The sequence below is a fragment of the Paenibacillus suaedae genome, assembly GCF_032337355.1.
In the GTDB taxonomy this organism is placed as follows: domain Bacteria; phylum Bacillota; class Bacilli; order Paenibacillales; family Paenibacillaceae; genus Paenibacillus_B; species Paenibacillus_B suaedae.
On sequence record NZ_JAVYAA010000003.1, the window covers coordinates 1 to 14,772 of the forward strand.

12 protein-coding genes are annotated in these 14,772 nt (G+C 46.8%); 7 read left to right on the forward strand and 5 right to left on the reverse strand.

Annotation, left to right across the window (positions count from 1 at the left end):
• Positions 1-307: 307 nt before the first annotated feature.
• The 3 genes from RQP50_RS13700 to RQP50_RS13710 all read right to left on the reverse strand — a co-directional run bounded on the left by RQP50_RS13700 (position 308) and on the right by RQP50_RS13710 (position 5,224).
• On the reverse strand, positions 308-2,149 hold the full coding sequence (locus tag RQP50_RS13700; RefSeq protein ID WP_315745759.1) for an ABC transporter substrate-binding protein: 1,842 nt from the start codon (positions 2,147-2,149) through the stop codon (positions 308-310).
• A 117-nt stretch (positions 2,150-2,266) separates the two neighbouring features.
• A complete protein-coding gene (locus RQP50_RS13705) occupies positions 2,267-3,769 on the reverse strand; it encodes an ABC transporter permease (RefSeq protein ID WP_315745760.1) in 1,503 nt (500 codons plus the stop codon).
• A gap of 12 nt (positions 3,770-3,781) precedes the next feature.
• Positions 3,782-5,224 carry an ABC transporter permease gene (locus tag RQP50_RS13710; RefSeq protein ID WP_315746146.1) on the reverse strand — a complete coding sequence of 481 codons (1,443 nt, stop codon included), beginning with the start codon at positions 5,222-5,224 and terminating at the stop codon, positions 3,782-3,784.
• Between the two features lie 132 nt (positions 5,225-5,356).
• On the opposite strand from RQP50_RS13710, the gene RQP50_RS13715 reads away from it, so the two are divergent.
• Positions 5,357-7,090, forward strand: a complete 1,734-nt coding sequence (locus RQP50_RS13715; RefSeq protein WP_072728052.1) for an ABC transporter ATP-binding protein — start codon at positions 5,357-5,359, stop codon at positions 7,088-7,090.
• A 104-nt stretch (positions 7,091-7,194) separates the two neighbouring features.
• On the opposite strand, the gene RQP50_RS13720 is transcribed toward RQP50_RS13715, so the two are convergent.
• Positions 7,195-7,815: a beta-class carbonic anhydrase gene (locus tag RQP50_RS13720; RefSeq protein ID WP_021253946.1), complete on the reverse strand. Its 621-nt coding sequence runs from the start codon at positions 7,813-7,815 to the stop codon at positions 7,195-7,197.
• Between the two features lie 28 nt (positions 7,816-7,843).
• Entirely contained in the window at positions 7,844-8,188 is a 345-nt protein-coding gene (locus RQP50_RS13725) for an iron-sulfur cluster biosynthesis family protein (protein WP_021253945.1), read from the reverse strand.
• Between the two features lie 171 nt (positions 8,189-8,359).
• On the opposite strand from RQP50_RS13725, the gene RQP50_RS13730 reads away from it, so the two are divergent.
• From RQP50_RS13730 to RQP50_RS13755, 6 genes are all read left to right on the forward strand, one after another.
• Complete coding sequence (locus tag RQP50_RS13730; protein ID WP_072728053.1) at positions 8,360-9,877, forward strand: carboxypeptidase M32; 1,518 nt, start codon at positions 8,360-8,362, stop codon at positions 9,875-9,877.
• 311 nt (positions 9,878-10,188) lie between these two features.
• The gene (locus tag RQP50_RS13735; RefSeq protein WP_065293001.1) at positions 10,189-11,193 is read left to right on the forward strand and encodes an ABC transporter substrate-binding protein; all 1,005 of its coding nucleotides are present in this window, start codon (positions 10,189-10,191) and stop codon (positions 11,191-11,193) included.
• A gap of 38 nt (positions 11,194-11,231) precedes the next feature.
• Positions 11,232-12,032: an ABC transporter ATP-binding protein gene (locus RQP50_RS13740; protein WP_315745761.1), complete on the forward strand. Its 801-nt coding sequence runs from the start codon at positions 11,232-11,234 to the stop codon at positions 12,030-12,032.
• Positions 12,010-12,867, forward strand: coding sequence for an ABC transporter permease (locus tag RQP50_RS13745; RefSeq protein ID WP_315745762.1), 858 nt, complete (start codon positions 12,010-12,012; stop codon positions 12,865-12,867). The genes RQP50_RS13740 and RQP50_RS13745 overlap by 23 nt, the downstream gene beginning before the upstream one ends.
• Before the next feature lie 167 nt (positions 12,868-13,034).
• Entirely contained in the window at positions 13,035-14,021 is a 987-nt protein-coding gene (locus RQP50_RS13750) for an aromatic acid exporter family protein (protein WP_028533063.1), read from the forward strand.
• Between the two features lie 124 nt (positions 14,022-14,145).
• Positions 14,146-14,706, forward strand: coding sequence for an outer spore coat protein CotE (locus tag RQP50_RS13755; RefSeq protein WP_021253939.1), 561 nt, complete (start codon positions 14,146-14,148; stop codon positions 14,704-14,706).
• The last annotated feature ends 66 nt before the right edge of the window (positions 14,707-14,772 follow it).

Genomic DNA, 14,772 nt, shown 5'->3' on the forward strand with positions numbered 1-14,772 from the left:
AACCGTTCCTTTCGTAAATGGTGGGTGGTACTTCCATTTTACTAAAGAACGGTTTCTTTTTGTTTTACATATTTGAAAACAAGGGGGCGTCCCAAATCTTTTTAGACTTTTGGGACACCCCCTTTTTGATGGTCGACACCGCAGACGAAAATATGTGGTATGGCACTGTTCGGGGCTGCGAATGGTCTTGGCTTCGTTCTAGATCCTGCAATGAGTGGCATTCTATCCTTATCGGCTCCGAGATCGAGCAAGGCTCTGTGCCTCTACAAGGGGAGGACGCAGAGCCTTGCTGCATTCGAAATGATAATTAGGATTTGGATGCTGATCGATACTTGTCTAAGAATTCCTTTACCTTCTCAGGATCTGCCTTCAGTTCATTCCCGGTCTTTACGATTGGGCTGACCGTCGAGGCTGCCTTGAAGATATGGTTATTGTAGAATTTCAAGAAGTCTTCTTGGTTGATAGAGTATAGAACTGCTTTTCGCAGGTCTGCACTCTTGGCTACTTCTCGATTCGCTGTGTTGAAGAGCAGGTAAGATACTGCATTGCTCTCAATGCTTTGCAAGGACAACTTGCTGTCATTTTTCACAAGGTCAAATTTTGTTTCAGGCACTCCATAGTTGACATAGATTTCACCGCTTCGAAGTGCGGCCAATTGGCTGTCAGCATCCTTTATGAAGCGCAGAATGACTTTATTGATTTTCGGTTCATGCTTTGTGCCTCTCAAGTAACCCGGATTTTTGTATAGAATCGCTTCATAATCATTTTTATAGGACAAGATATATGGTCCGCTCGTAACCAGTACGTTATTGTATTTGTTTCCTTCCGTAACTGTATTCTGATCTCCATATGGAATGTCCTTGTTAACATCGAACTTCGCTACATCGTATGTATTGATGCGCTCTACCTGCTGCTTCGATACGATTCCTGCCGACTGATGAGCCAAATAATTTAATACTTGAGGGAAAGGTTCAGTTGTTGTCAATTTGATAACTTGATATTTGCCGGTCTTGCTGTTCGCATCATTTTTATTCGTGACAAGTGAGGAAATCTTGTTTTCAAGTCCTTGCTCTAGCACAGTCTTAATTGTGTCACTGCCTCCTGAGAGCTTCGCAGTTTCCAGCTCCTTCAGATCTGAGACAATCTCAACGGACTTAATATGCTCATGCAGGCTGTACGTGCGATGATCGGGAACAGAGTTCTTATCCTTTGCCCGATTCAGGGAAAATACAACATCGTCAGCTCCAACGCGCTCGCCGGTATCAACAGCAAGCTTGTTCTCAATTTTGGCAAAATGGATATCATCTCTCAAAATAAAGTAATAATCCGAGTTGCCTTCAGCAATTGCGTGATTGTAGGACAAGGAACCGTCTGAAGTGATGCGGTCATCATCGGTCAGATTAATGAGACGTACATACATATTCGTATTGATCATGTTGATCGATCCATCATTGCCTTTAATCGGATCAAGGGAGGTCAGCGTTGAAGATCCTTGCGACAAAATGAGAGGAGTTGCTTGACGCTTGGACGTATCCTTAAAGTCTACATCCTCCCAGGCAAAGGAACGAGACTTGGACAATCTCACGGAATCTCCATTCAGCAGGTCTTTATTGTAAGCTTGGCTCTTTAACGAAATATATAAGGGCGCAATATAAGCTTGATCAAACACGAGCCGCTGCTCCAATTGCTTGTAGGTCTCGATAAACTCCGCAGGGGTCTGTGAGGCCGCTTTGTCGATCAATGCATCGATTTCCGGATCAGCGAGGATACTGTAGTCTCCTCCTGATTTGAATAGGGAACGTACGGCATAATCAGGATTTCCCGTTACGGTGGTCCAGCCTGACAGTGCGATATCATAGTTGCCAGCTTCCTTCTGAGCCTTGAAGCTGCCGTAATCCGGCTGCAAGTTCAGCTTCACGTTGAAGCCATTTTTGGTTAGTTGATCACGAATGATGTTAAGATCGGATTCGCCAGTGCTCATGCCCAGCAGTTCGATGGTCACTGGTGCTCCTGTTTCTGTTTGCGGTTTATTTTCAGCGCTCTTGGCAGGCTCTTTGCCAACGGTATCGGATTTCGTACTTACCGAGCATCCGCTTACTAACACGAGTACAGACAATAGTAAGATGAAGAACTTGCTTTTGGATAGCATATGAGTTCCCTCCCATAATCTCGTATTTATGATTCTGACTTCTTTGTTCGTGCGCATATTTTTGCAGCATGACTTGCGGCCATTTTTGCCTATATTAGGCCAAGTAATCGCATTCCCTTAGTGCATTTTCGGATCTAGTGCATCCCGTATTCCATCGCCAAGGAAGTTAAAGGACAATACAAGTGCGATGATAGCAATGCCTGGGTAGATAGCGAGATATGAATGCGACTCAAGATAAGTGCTGCCAAGCTTCAAAATGTTGCCCCATTCTGGGATATGCGGCTCAACGCCAAGCCCTAAATAACTTAAGCTGCTTGTTGAAATAACAGCGCCACCGATTGTAAGTGTCGACTTCACAATCATCGGGGCAAGTGAATTCGGTACAATATGTTGGAATATAATTGCCAACTTCCGTTGACCGAGGGCCCTAGCTGCTTCTACGTATTCATATGTAGCTACGACCATGACGCTAGCTCTCATCGTGCGGGCATAGCTCGGAATTGATCCGATGCTTAGTGCAGCAATGAGATTGATCGTGTTGGCGCCGAATGCCGCGATGATGGCGATGGCTAGCAATATCCCCGGAATAGCGTAAATCACATCGAGCAGCCGCATAATGATATTGTCCGTCCGGCGTCCATAAAAGCCGGAGATGGCGCCGAGCACACCGCCCACAATGACAGGGATTGCTGTGGAAATGATTCCAACTATGAGTGAAATACGAGCTCCAAATATAATTCTCGAAAATAGGCATCTGCCAAAGTTGTCGGTGCCGAGCGGGTAGGTGAGGCTCGGTGATTGCAGAATCGAACTGTAATCATTCTCCACAGCGATGCTGTAGTCGAAGGTGAAGAAGCTGCAAATCGAGATTGAGAACAAGAAGAGGATAAAGAATAACCCTGACATGGCTGCTGCATTCCGTGTTATTCGTTCCCATACTTCCTTCCACTTCGCACCAGTCTCATCATGCCGATTGTTCAGAAGCAGCATGACTCCAAGCAGCAGAGCGAATAAATTCCCCGTAATCGCTGTGAACAGGAGTAGGACCGCAAAGGTCCGTATCCATAGCCTTATTCGGTTCTGTATAATGCCGCAAGCTATTAGAATGAGGATTGTGAGTTGAAAAATGGCGATCACGATCAGGATCAGCATCGCCGCTGGGAATGTATCGGCCACATAGGGCTTAAATAGGTTTAGAGCAGATACGCCGAGAACAAAGACCTGTGTCAGCAGCATGTATACAGCTAAGGAATAATGCAGCGAAGCTCTGTTCTTCAGCAATTGTAGTGAGGCGGCTGCAACGAACACATTCCCAGTAAGAAGGCTTAGTAATAACGGATAACCGGCAGCTCGTGTGGAGGTTCTGATGTCGCCACTGCAGCTGATATCATGCTTAATCTTGATCGTGACAGCCAACTGAAGCAAGGTGAAGAAGATATATAGGACAGCAGCGGTGAATACATAATGCCGTACAGCTTGATTTGTTACATCATAACTGTTCACCAGGAGGAGTAGAGACAATAAGGATGATACGATGGTCGCGAAGCTGGCGTACTTATATTCTCTGTTTGTTCTCAGTCGGTTTGTGTTATCGCATCGTTTGTCTAGTGATTTGTTCATGATTCACCTGCTTTAGTATTGTTTCATCTTGGTACGAATCCGTGGGTCAATGAAGGCGTACATAATATCCACCGCTAAATTGACCAGTGATATCGTAATCGCCGTGTAGACAACACCTCCCATAATGGCGGGAATATCCGGAATGAACTGCTTATCGATGATATAACTGCCGATACCGCTAATATTGAACACCTTCTCCGTAACAGCAGCTCCTCCAAGCATTGCTCCAAATTGCAATCCCACTACCGTCAGAATCGGAATGAGGGCACTTCTTACAGCATGCCGGAGCAGTACCTGCCGTTTGCGCAGCCCCTTCGCTCTAGCAGTTAAGATGTAGTCCTCATGAATCACCTCAAGAGTAGAAGCGCGGGTCATGCGGGCTACGGATGCTGTCAATCCTGTTCCAAGTACAATGACCGGCATAATGACAGACAGCCAATTATTCGGATTATAGGTGGCAGGCAGCCATTTCAGATGAATGGAGAAGTTAAGAATGAAGACCAGTCCCTGCCAAAAGTTAGGTATCGATAAACCAAGCAATGCGATGAAGATGAACGTATAATCGAACAATGTATTAGGTCGTGTTGCAGAAATGATGCCGATCGGCAGTGCAATGAGGAGAGCAAGTGCAAGTGAAATAATTGTTAGCGTTAACGTAATTGGAAATTTGGCTGCGATGGCAGTTGATACTTCTTCGTTGCCTGCAAATGAACTGCCTAAATCAAATGTGGCGATGCCTCTTAATGTGTTCCACAGTTGAATGAAAAAGGGTTGATCCAAGCCGTGCATCTTATTGAACGCCTCGATCTGCTCCGCTGTCGCCGTTTCTCCCAAAATATTAACTGCAGGATGGAATGGGGACAGCTTCAATATGGTGAATACGACAATAGAGACCCCGATAATTACAAGCAGACTCATCATCAATCGCTCAAATATGTATTTGAGATATGCGTTGTAATACAAGAGCACAAGCAGATACATCGGAAATCCGGGAAGTAAGGTCAAGATGATAAACAGCGGGTGTCGAAGCAAGGCTTGAAAGGTACCAGAGTAGGTAGTGCGTCTATGGAGTCGTTGGTCAAGCATTTTAATGGTATGTTCATGTACGGCTTGGCGGAATTGTTCTTCAGTCAACTTGTGAACCTGGCGATTGAACTGGAGATTGTCTATGTTCTCACCGAAGAAGCGATGCTTGCAGCGTAGTTGATCCTCGAAGTCGGCTTGAAGCTTCTCTTTGTAACCGGAAGCGAGGAGTTCCTGCGTGACCAAATCTCGTGCCGCTTGGACGTTATCATCCCTTCGTTTAACCTGATAGATAATGTATGCCGCAAGGTGGACAGGCAAGCCGAGCAGTATGGCAAGGCGTGCATAGATTGGGTTCAGGCTCAACTTTGTATAGCTGTGGCTGATTGTCTCTGTCCATTTTGGAAGCCTAGGCGCTTCAGTATATTCCATTTGCATGTAGTATAAGCACCTCCTTCACTTTTAATTTGTATAATTCCGATGGATATAGTATATTTTATTTCAAGGTTTTGTCAAGAACTGTTAGCAAACCTATTCATCACTACGATAGACGGGGGAACGGGCATGGAGCATATCCTTCAAGTTCAGGATTTATCGGTAGCATTTCAGAATCGGGAGCAAGAGATTCAAGCGGTTCGAGGCGTAAGCTTCGTGGTCAACCCAGGCGAGACTCTCGGAATTGTGGGCGAATCAGGGAGTGGCAAGAGTGTTACAGCACGATCCATCATGCGCTTGCTGCCTTCATCGATAGCATCAAAGCAGAGAGGTACGATTAGTTTCTTAGGTGAGGACGTGGCGCGTTATTCAGAGTCCGACATGGAGAATATTCGTGGGCGTCACATCGGGATGATTTTTCAAGATCCAATGACTTCGTTGAATCCAACGATGAGCATTGGAAGTCAAATTGCAGAGAGCTTAATCAAGCATCAGGATATGACAGCTGCACAGGCAAAGGCGGAAGCGATCAACATGTTGAAGATGGTTGGGATCCGCAATAGTGAAGTGCGTTATTCTCACTATCCTCATGAATGCTCAGGCGGCATGCGCCAAAGAGTAATGATAGCTATCGCCCTTGCCTGCAGGCCGGCACTCCTCATTGCAGATGAACCGACAACTGCACTGGATGTTACAATTCAGGCGCAAATCTTGAATGTTATGAAGCATATGCAGAGAGAATTTGGTACTTCAATCATTCTCATTACGCATGACCTTGGTGTCGTTGCAGGGATGTGTGATCGCGTGCTCGTCATGAAGGAAGGAGAGATTGTGGAGGAAGGCCCGACCGTAGAGCTATTCGCCAATCCACAACATCCATATACGCTAAAATTATTGAACGCGCTTCCCCGATTACATGAGAAGAAGGTGAAGTCTGCCCCATTCGTTCGTCCTCGGTCAACTGATCAACGTCCATTGCTGGAGGTTCGTTCCTTAAAGCAGCATTTTGATTTGGGCAAAGGGAATATCGTAAAGGCAGTTAACGATATCAGCTTCTATATCCAAGAGGGGGAGACGCTTGGCGTCGTGGGAGAATCCGGCTGCGGCAAATCAACAACAGGAAGAGCGATATTGCGCCTGTATGAGCCAACTGGTGGTGATGTGCTGTATCAGGGCATGTCGGTAAACCGATTGTCAGCACAGGAGATGAAAATCGTTCGCAGGCATATGCAAATGATCTTTCAGGATCCGTACGCGTCATTGAATCCGAGATGGAAGGTTATCGATCTGATCGGTGAAGCGCTGGATGTTCACCGATTGGTCTCAAGCAAGCAAGAGCGGAAGAAGCGGGTAGAGGAGCTGCTCGATATGGTTGGGCTAGAGCCATCTCATGCTATGCGTTATCCGCATGAATTCTCTGGAGGGCAGCGTCAGCGCATCGGAATCGCTAGAGCGCTTGCGGTAGAACCGAAATTCATTGTGTGTGACGAACCACTATCAGCGCTTGATGTATCGATACAAGCCCAAATTGTGCAGCTGATGCAGGAGCTTCAGCAAAATCTTGGCTTAACCTACTTGTTCATTGCACATGACCTGTCTATGGTCAAGCATATTAGTGATCGGGTAGCTGTGATGTATCGCGGCAAAATCGTAGAGTTGGCAGAAAGCGAAGTATTGTATTCGAACCCGCAGCATGCGTATACGAAGTCATTATTAGCCGCAATTCCTGTACCAGATCCGCAGATCGAAATGCAGAAGCCACGTGCATTCATGGAAGAATTGGGGGAATCCGATCCGTATCAGCTGGATCGTTCCCGATTGGTCGAGGTTGCCTCGGGTCACTGGGTGTCCATTCCTTCGTAGGTCAAGCATATATGGGATATTTGACAATAATAACAAAAAAGCTCCTGTATCAGAACGCAAGTTGGTTCTGGTACAGGAGCTTTGCCCGTGTCTATGTAACGGGATTATCGAGTAGCAGAGGGTGAATGCTGCCCATGCCCTGGTTCGGTATCTTTATCTTCCAAGAAGCGATATCCGTCTGCAACCCATTCCAATGCCCCCGTATCTGGATGGATGACCATGCCATGCACAGGTACGTCAGAAGGAAGAAGCGGGTGCTTGCGCAGCACTTGTACGCTGTTCATTACCCCTTCATGGACATCATTGAAGCCTCGCAGCCAGTGGTGCAGCTTAATGCCGGAGTTCGTCAGCGTATCCAGAACAACATCTTCAACGCCGCGCTTTTTGGCCTTGTCGATAATTTGTTGAGAGTTCAAGCCAGTCATCCCGCAGCCATAGTGTCCGATAACGATAACCTCATCGGCTTCCAGTTCATAAATAGCGACAAGCACACTGCGCACAACACTTCCGAATGGCTGTGAAATGATTGCACCTGCGTTTTTAATAATTTTTACGTCGCCATTTCGCAAATTCATTGCTTTTGGAAGGAGCTCGACGAGTCGAGTATCCATGCATGTGATAATGACCATTTTCTTGTCGGGGAATTTGTCAGTCAAGTACTGTTCATATTCGCGTTTCTCGACGAATTCACGGTTGAAATCTAAAATGTTGGACATGTTGGACATGTTTTTCCCTCCCTTGCATGTTGACGCTTCATTTGTTGTCACGTCGATCCTTGCATGCGACATGTGTTGAATAAATTTGTTGTGCACTGCTCAGCTTGTAAAAGCCGCCTGTCCCCGATACATCAAGGTTCAATTTCTCATCAAAAAACACCATGTGATGCCGGTTCATGTAGATGTCAAGCGGGGCATTGCTTTGCAGCTGCACGTCATCTGCGTCAGCCTGCGGGGCGATCCATATGGCGGGCACGCCGTTGACGGCGCAGCCGCAGCCTTCCGTATCGTGTACAAGCTTGATAATTCCGCCATCTGCGGAGCTGAGACGCTGCTTGAGCTGCTCTTCGGCAGCTTCAGTCACTTGAATCCAAATTGACATCGAATCTGCTCCTTTATGGCTTGACATGTTCGAGTAAGTGTACAAATAGCAATGTAACAATGATTCCAAAATACGAATCGTTATTCACAATCGCTTTCGAATGTTGATTATATCGTTTTCACCGCGTATCATCAAGAAGGAAGACTATACATAATTCGAGGTGAAATAGGCATGAATGCGCAAAATGAGGCAATCTTGCAGAAATTTCGGGATATAACAACGAAACTGAAAAGTTATGGTGAAGCATTAAGCATTTTGCATTGGGATCTGCGTACAGGTGCTCCACGCAAGGGGGCTGAACAGCGTTCTAAAACAATCGGAGCATTGTCCGAGGATATGTTCAAGCTGTCCGTATCGGATGAGATGGGAGAATGTTTGGATGCATTGGAGCAGGCTGATGTATTCGGCGAACTGTCCGATGCAGATCGTAAAATGGTTACAGATGCGCGTAAGGAATACAACCGCAGCCGCAAAATTCCTCCCAAGCTGTATCAAGAATATGTCGTATTAACCTCGCATGCAGAGACGATGTGGGAGGAAGCGAAGGAAAAGGCTGATTTTGAAATGTTCGCTCCGTATTTGCGTGACATCGTAGCGAAGACGCAGCAATTGATCGACTATTGGGGCGTGAAGGACACGCGCTATGACACGCTGCTTGATATGTATGAGCCAGGGATGACGGTGGAGAAGCTGGATGCCATCTTTGGTAAACTGAAAGAAGGTCTTGTTCCGCTTGTACATGCTGTACAGGAGAAAGATGAACAGCCGGCGTATGAGTTCTTGCATCGTGATTACGCAATTGAGCAGCAGAAGGAAATCAGCCTGTATTTGCTGAAGGAAATGGGCTACGACTTCGAGGCTGGACGCTTGGATGAGAGCGTTCACCCATTTATGATCGGGTTGAACTCAGGCGATGTTCGTATTACGACGCATTATAAGAAGGATGATGCGGCGAGTGCGATATTCAGTTCTTTGCACGAAGGTGGCCATGCCTTGTATGAGCAGAACATTACTAAGGAATTCGATGGCACTCCATTGTCAACCGGAACATCGATGGGCATTCACGAATCGCAATCCCGATTCTGGGAGAACATGATCGGCCGCAGCCGTCCGTTCTGGAATCGTTACTACGGGGAATTGCAGCGTCTGTTCCCAGAGCAATTGAACGAAGTGGAAGTTGATACCTTCTACCGTGCAATTAACCGGGTAGAACCTTCCTTAATCCGTACGGATGCAGATGAAGTGACGTACAATTTGCATATCATAATCCGTTATGAGATCGAGAAGATGCTGTTCAATGAGAATCTGCCTGTTGAGGAGCTTCCTCGCGTGTGGAATGAGAAATATGAGTCTTATTTGGGCGTGCGTCCGAGCCATGCTGGAGAAGGGGTCTTGCAGGATGTGCACTGGTCAGGCGGCGGATTCGGCTACTTCCCATCGTATTCCCTTGGCAACATGTATGCCGCTCAAATGATGCATACGATGGAAAGCGCGCTTCCTAACTTAGAGACCCTCGTTGAAAATGGCCAGTTGGAGCCAATTAAGCAATGGTTGACGGAACAAGTGTATCAATACGGGAAGCTTTTGACTCCATCCGAGATCATTATGAAGGTAACTGGAGAGGCATTGAACCCGCAATATCTGGTCGATTATTTGACGAAGAAGACGAATGAAGTTTACGGCATGTAACCGAATCAATGTTGAATGTAGAACGCAGTCCCGGATGGGGCTGCGTTTTTTTATGATTTATGCTACTCATTCGGCGGCAGGGAGCACCTCAATCGCAACGATGGAGGATAAGCTTTTTTCAAGCGTTGCCATTTGATTAGGGTCGGGCGAATAACCATTTCAGTAATGGATGCATACAATGCAATAACCGAACAACAGGGCAGGTTCAATTAGGTAAGAGTTTACGCGATTATGGGTCGAGCAGATTGACTCAGAAGAGTACGAACAGGTTCCATGGTATACCCATTCCAGATAAGGAGGACAGATATCGGATGAGACACAAGTGGCGAATAGGTACCTTGGCCATCGTAGTTTTTGCTGTGCTGGTGCTTAGTGCATGTGGTTCAAGCAGTGATTTAGTGAAGATCAAGGTAGGAGAAGTGACGCGCTCTGTATTCTATGCCCCTGAGTATGTGGCGCTTGGCAAGGGATTCTTCAAGGAGGAAGGACTGGACGTTGATCTACAGACGACTTCTGGCGGAGATAAGACAATGACAGCGCTGCTCTCAGGGGGAATTGATGTAGCGCTTGTTGGCTCAGAGACGTCCATCTATGTTGCACAGCAGGGGGCTGAGGATCCGGTTATTAATTTTGCGCAGCTCACGCAAACAGATGGCACGTTCCTCGTTGCCCGTGAGAAAAAGGACGGCTTCGATTGGGATCAACTAAAGGGAAGTACATTCCTCGGACAGCGCAAGGGCGGAATGCCTCAGATGGCAGGGGAATTTACGCTTAAGAAGCATGGCATTGATCCACACAAAGACCTGCAGCTCATTCAGAATATTGATTTCGCCAATATTGCGTCAGCATTCGCTTCAGGGACTGGCGAATATGTACAGCTATTCGAGCCGCAGGCTTCTATTTTTGAGAAAGAAGGCAAGGGGGTTGTTGTCGCCTCATTCGGTGTAGAGAGCGGCAAGCTTCCTTATACGGCCTTCATGTCTAAGCAGAGCTATATCTCTAAGAACAAGGATGCTGTACAGAAGTTCACGAATGCGATCTATAAAGCGCAGCAATGGGTAGAGAAGCAGTCCGCTGAAGAGATTACCGATGTTATTCTGCCATTCTTCAAGGATGCTGACCGGGATATTGTCGCAAGTGCGGTTAAGCGGTATAAGGAACAACAATCGTATGCCGCAGATCCAGTCCTGGATGAGCAGGAATGGAACAATCTACTGGATGTGCTAGATTCGGCAGGGGAGTTGAAATCTCGTGTACATCACGAGCAGATCGTTACGAATGAATTTGCCGAGAAAGCGATAAAGCTGGTGAAATGACGGATGCCCATAACGCTCATTCGAAGGGAGGCGCCTCAATGATACCTGCAGTAGAACTATCCCGTGTGACTCATGTCTATGTGACAGATCGAGAAGCGAAGCTGGCAGTAAATGAACTAACCGCTTCCATCATGCCGGGCGAGTTCGTTAGTCTGGTTGGGCCGAGCGGCTGCGGCAAGACAACAATACTATCCATTATCGCTGGCCTGATGAAGCCAACCTACGGATATGTAAATGTATATGGTCAGCGAGTGAGCGGTACCTCATCTCATGTCGGCTATATGCTTCAACAGGACTATCTCTTCCCTTGGAGATCGATTCTTGACAATGCATGCATGGGGCTGGAACTGACAAAACAGTTAACCCCTGAGATGATGGAGAGAGTTGTTCAGCTGCTTAACGGAATGGGACTCGAAGGGACAGAGAAGCTGTATCCTCATCAACTGTCCGGCGGAATGAGGCAGCGTGTTGCACTGGTCAGGACGCTTGCGACGGAACCGGAGCTTATGCTGCTGGATGAACCCTTCTCTGCCTTGGATTACCAGACGAAGCTGCAATTGGAGGATTTGGTCGTGGAAACTTTGCGTCTACGAAATAAGACGGCCATTCTCGTTACCCACGATCTGTCAGAGGCAATAGCCGTTAGTGATCGGGTGATTGTGTTGAACCGTGATCCAGGCAGCATTCGGCGAACATTCGTCATACCAGAGTCAATCCGCAACTCCCAACCCTTCTATGCACGTGAGCAGGAAGGATTCAATGATCTGTTCCATGACTTGTGGAAGGAACTTGAGGCGTCAGATCGGAGGGAAAGCAATGAGCCGACATTCGGATCTTGATGATTCAACGCCCATACCCCATCCCTCAGATAATACGAAGGAGCTAGTAGCATCGACCTATGCGCAATATCGCGCACGCAGACGTGCACTGTCAACATCAGTTACGGTGACACAGCTAATCATTCTAATCTCCTGTATAGCGCTCTGGGAGCTAGCAGGCCGACTGAAGTGGATCGATGTTCTGTTATTCAGTTATCCGAGCAAGGTAGGCGCGCAAATTGTGCAGGATGTCATGAACGGTTCCATTTGGCCCCATTTAGGGATGACAGTAGGTGAGACGATTGTAGGCTTTGTACTCGGTACTGTTTTCGGCACTCTGCTTGCCGTGCTCATTTGGTGGTCAGAATTTCTTGCGCGAGTGCTAGATCCGTACATGGTTGTCTTCAACAGCATGCCGAAAGTTGCGCTTGGCCCCTTGTTCATCGTCGGGTTTGGAGCGGGATTTACAGCCATTGTGGCTACCACTTTATCCATCACCGTAATCATAACAACCATTGTTGTGTACAATAGCTTTCGGGAAGTCGATCCAAATTACATCAAGGTTGTCCGTGTATTTGGGGGCGGGAAGCGGACGATATTTCGCAAGGTCGTTCTGCCGGCCTCATTTCCTGCGATCGTGTCCACGCTGAAGGTGAATGTCGGGCTTGCATGGGTAGGTGTAATTGTTGGTGAATTTCTTGTATCCAAGGTAGGGCTTGGATATTTGATTATATATGGATTTCAAGTGTTTAATTTTACACTGGTTATGTCATCGCTTGTCATTATCGCAATTGTGGCTACACTAATGTATAAAGCAGTTGCGTTCGCAGAGCGGAAACTCGTGAATCGTACGTAATCCGTATAAGTTCTCGTGGTTTGCCGAAGTGTATATGGAGTGACAGGGGAATGCCAATGAATGGCATTCCTCTTTTTTTGCAACACATCATCCGAGTCGATATAATGAACATGTATCATAAGAAGATAACATTACATAAGGGTCTCATTGAAGGAGCGTACTCGCACATGGTGTTCGGATTTGTTGGTATTCGTGTCATTAAGACAGCGATCGCGTCAATATTGGCGATAATCGTTGCTAACCTTGCAGGAGCAGTGAATCCGCTAGGAGCGGGCTTGCTAGCTATATTAGGAGTGGATGTTACCCGCAAGCGCAGCATAAAGACCGTGTCGGCGCGATTTCTGGCATCGGTTGTCGGCTTGCTGCTAGCTTCATTATTGTTCGGGCTTCTCGGTTTCGAGCTATGGGTGCTGGCTTTATACATATTAGTTGCATTCCCGATTATCGCTAAGCTTAATTTCAAGGAAGGAATCGTAACAAGCTCAGTCGTTGTGTTCCATATCTATGGCGCAGGAACCTTAACGCTGCATGGCGTGTTGAACGAAGTGCTTCTGTTGGCCATTGGACTTGGTGCAGCCAGTGTCGTCAATCTGGTGTATATGCCGAATGAAGAGGATAAGCTTGTCCGAATTAAGAAGGAAGTCGATGCTTACTTTTCCCTGATTTTCACACAAATTAGCTCCAATTTGAGGGATACAACCTATGTATGGGATGGACATGAAATTATTGATGCGGATGAAAAAGTAAATGAAGGAATCTTTATTGCCTCGAAGGCATTGGAGAATCGACTCATGCGTACGGATGATATTCATGCCGATGAGCAGTGGCTGATTTATTTCTACATGCGCAAGGCGCAGCTGGAAAATGTGCAGGGAATCCTTCAGCTGCTCTCTCAAGTGTATCAATCATTCCCTCAGTGCTATTTAGTAGCAGATGTATTCGATCAATTGAGCGAGGATGTGAAGGAGCCGCATTATACGGGCAAGACAGAACAGCTTCTGAATGATTTGGACGAGGTATTCCGTCAAATGGATTTGCCTGTTACACGTGGAGAATTTGAAGTGCGTGCAGCCGTCTTGCAAGTAATTCGCGAGCTTCAACAATATTTGAAGATAGCGAAAAGAGATAAGAAACAACTTCGACTTGGCGTGTAACCCGCGTCAGGCCAGCATATGTTGACTCTCAAAAAATGCGTTCACTCTTAAAAAATTGTTGTCACCCTAGACGACTGTCCTGCATACACTTTAATTGAATGATTGTATGGAGGAGGTCCACAGGATGGCAAACACAGAAAAACACCACTGCCGGGAAATCATCACGAAAGCAGTCTGCGGCAAAGGTCGTAAGTTCTCTGTCGTCACACATACCGTCTCTCCGCCTAATCATCCGACAAGCATATTGGGGGCTTGGCTCATAAACCATCAATATGAATCGGTGCGGGCAGGAGACGGCATTGAAGTAATTGGTACTTACGATATCAACATCTGGTATTCATACGACAACAATTCCCAAACTGACGTTGCGAAAGAAACGGTGTCGTATGTAGATCTCGTTCCGCTGTCGTATGTTGATCCGAAGCATCGTTCTTCCACTGTTGAGGTATCTGCGGAAGCAGTTCAGGAACCGAACTGCGTTGAAGCTAGTGTATCTTCGCATGGACGCGGTGTGACTATTCGTGTTGAGCGGGAATTCGTTGTGGAAATGGTTGCAGAGACAAAGGTATGTGTTCTCGTTTGTAAGGACGGGTGCAATGATTTCGAAGACAAGGATTTTGACTTTAGTGTTCAGGATGAGAGCTTCGACGACTTGGAACCGGACTTGACGGATGAGGAGTTGTAATCATCGCCGCAGGCCCTGACCGCTTGCGGCGGTTTCTCATTTCCTATTGAGGATACTCTCAACCAA

Coding starts and splice junctions, on each gene's coding strand:
- RQP50_RS13745 (WP_315745762.1), top strand. CDS start 12,010: ATGAGCCGACATTCGGATCTTGATGATTCAACGCCCATACCCCATCCC.
- RQP50_RS13730 (WP_072728053.1), top strand. CDS start 8,360: ATGAATGCGCAAAATGAGGCAATCTTGCAGAAATTTCGGGATATAACA.
- RQP50_RS13740 (WP_315745761.1), top strand. CDS start 11,232: ATGATACCTGCAGTAGAACTATCCCGTGTGACTCATGTCTATGTGACA.
- RQP50_RS13715 (WP_072728052.1), top strand. CDS start 5,357: ATGGAGCATATCCTTCAAGTTCAGGATTTATCGGTAGCATTTCAGAAT.
- RQP50_RS13700 (WP_315745759.1), bottom strand. CDS start 2,149: ATGCTATCCAAAAGCAAGTTCTTCATCTTACTATTGTCTGTACTCGTG.
- RQP50_RS13750 (WP_028533063.1), top strand. CDS start 13,035: ATGGTGTTCGGATTTGTTGGTATTCGTGTCATTAAGACAGCGATCGCG.
- RQP50_RS13710 (WP_315746146.1), bottom strand. CDS start 5,224: ATGGAATATACTGAAGCGCCTAGGCTTCCAAAATGGACAGAGACAATC.
- RQP50_RS13755 (WP_021253939.1), top strand. CDS start 14,146: ATGGCAAACACAGAAAAACACCACTGCCGGGAAATCATCACGAAAGCA.
- RQP50_RS13705 (WP_315745760.1), bottom strand. CDS start 3,769: ATGAACAAATCACTAGACAAACGATGCGATAACACAAACCGACTGAGA.
- RQP50_RS13720 (WP_021253946.1), bottom strand. CDS start 7,815: ATGTCCAACATGTCCAACATTTTAGATTTCAACCGTGAATTCGTCGAG.
- RQP50_RS13735 (WP_065293001.1), top strand. CDS start 10,189: ATGAGACACAAGTGGCGAATAGGTACCTTGGCCATCGTAGTTTTTGCT.
- RQP50_RS13725 (WP_021253945.1), bottom strand. CDS start 8,188: ATGTCAATTTGGATTCAAGTGACTGAAGCTGCCGAAGAGCAGCTCAAG.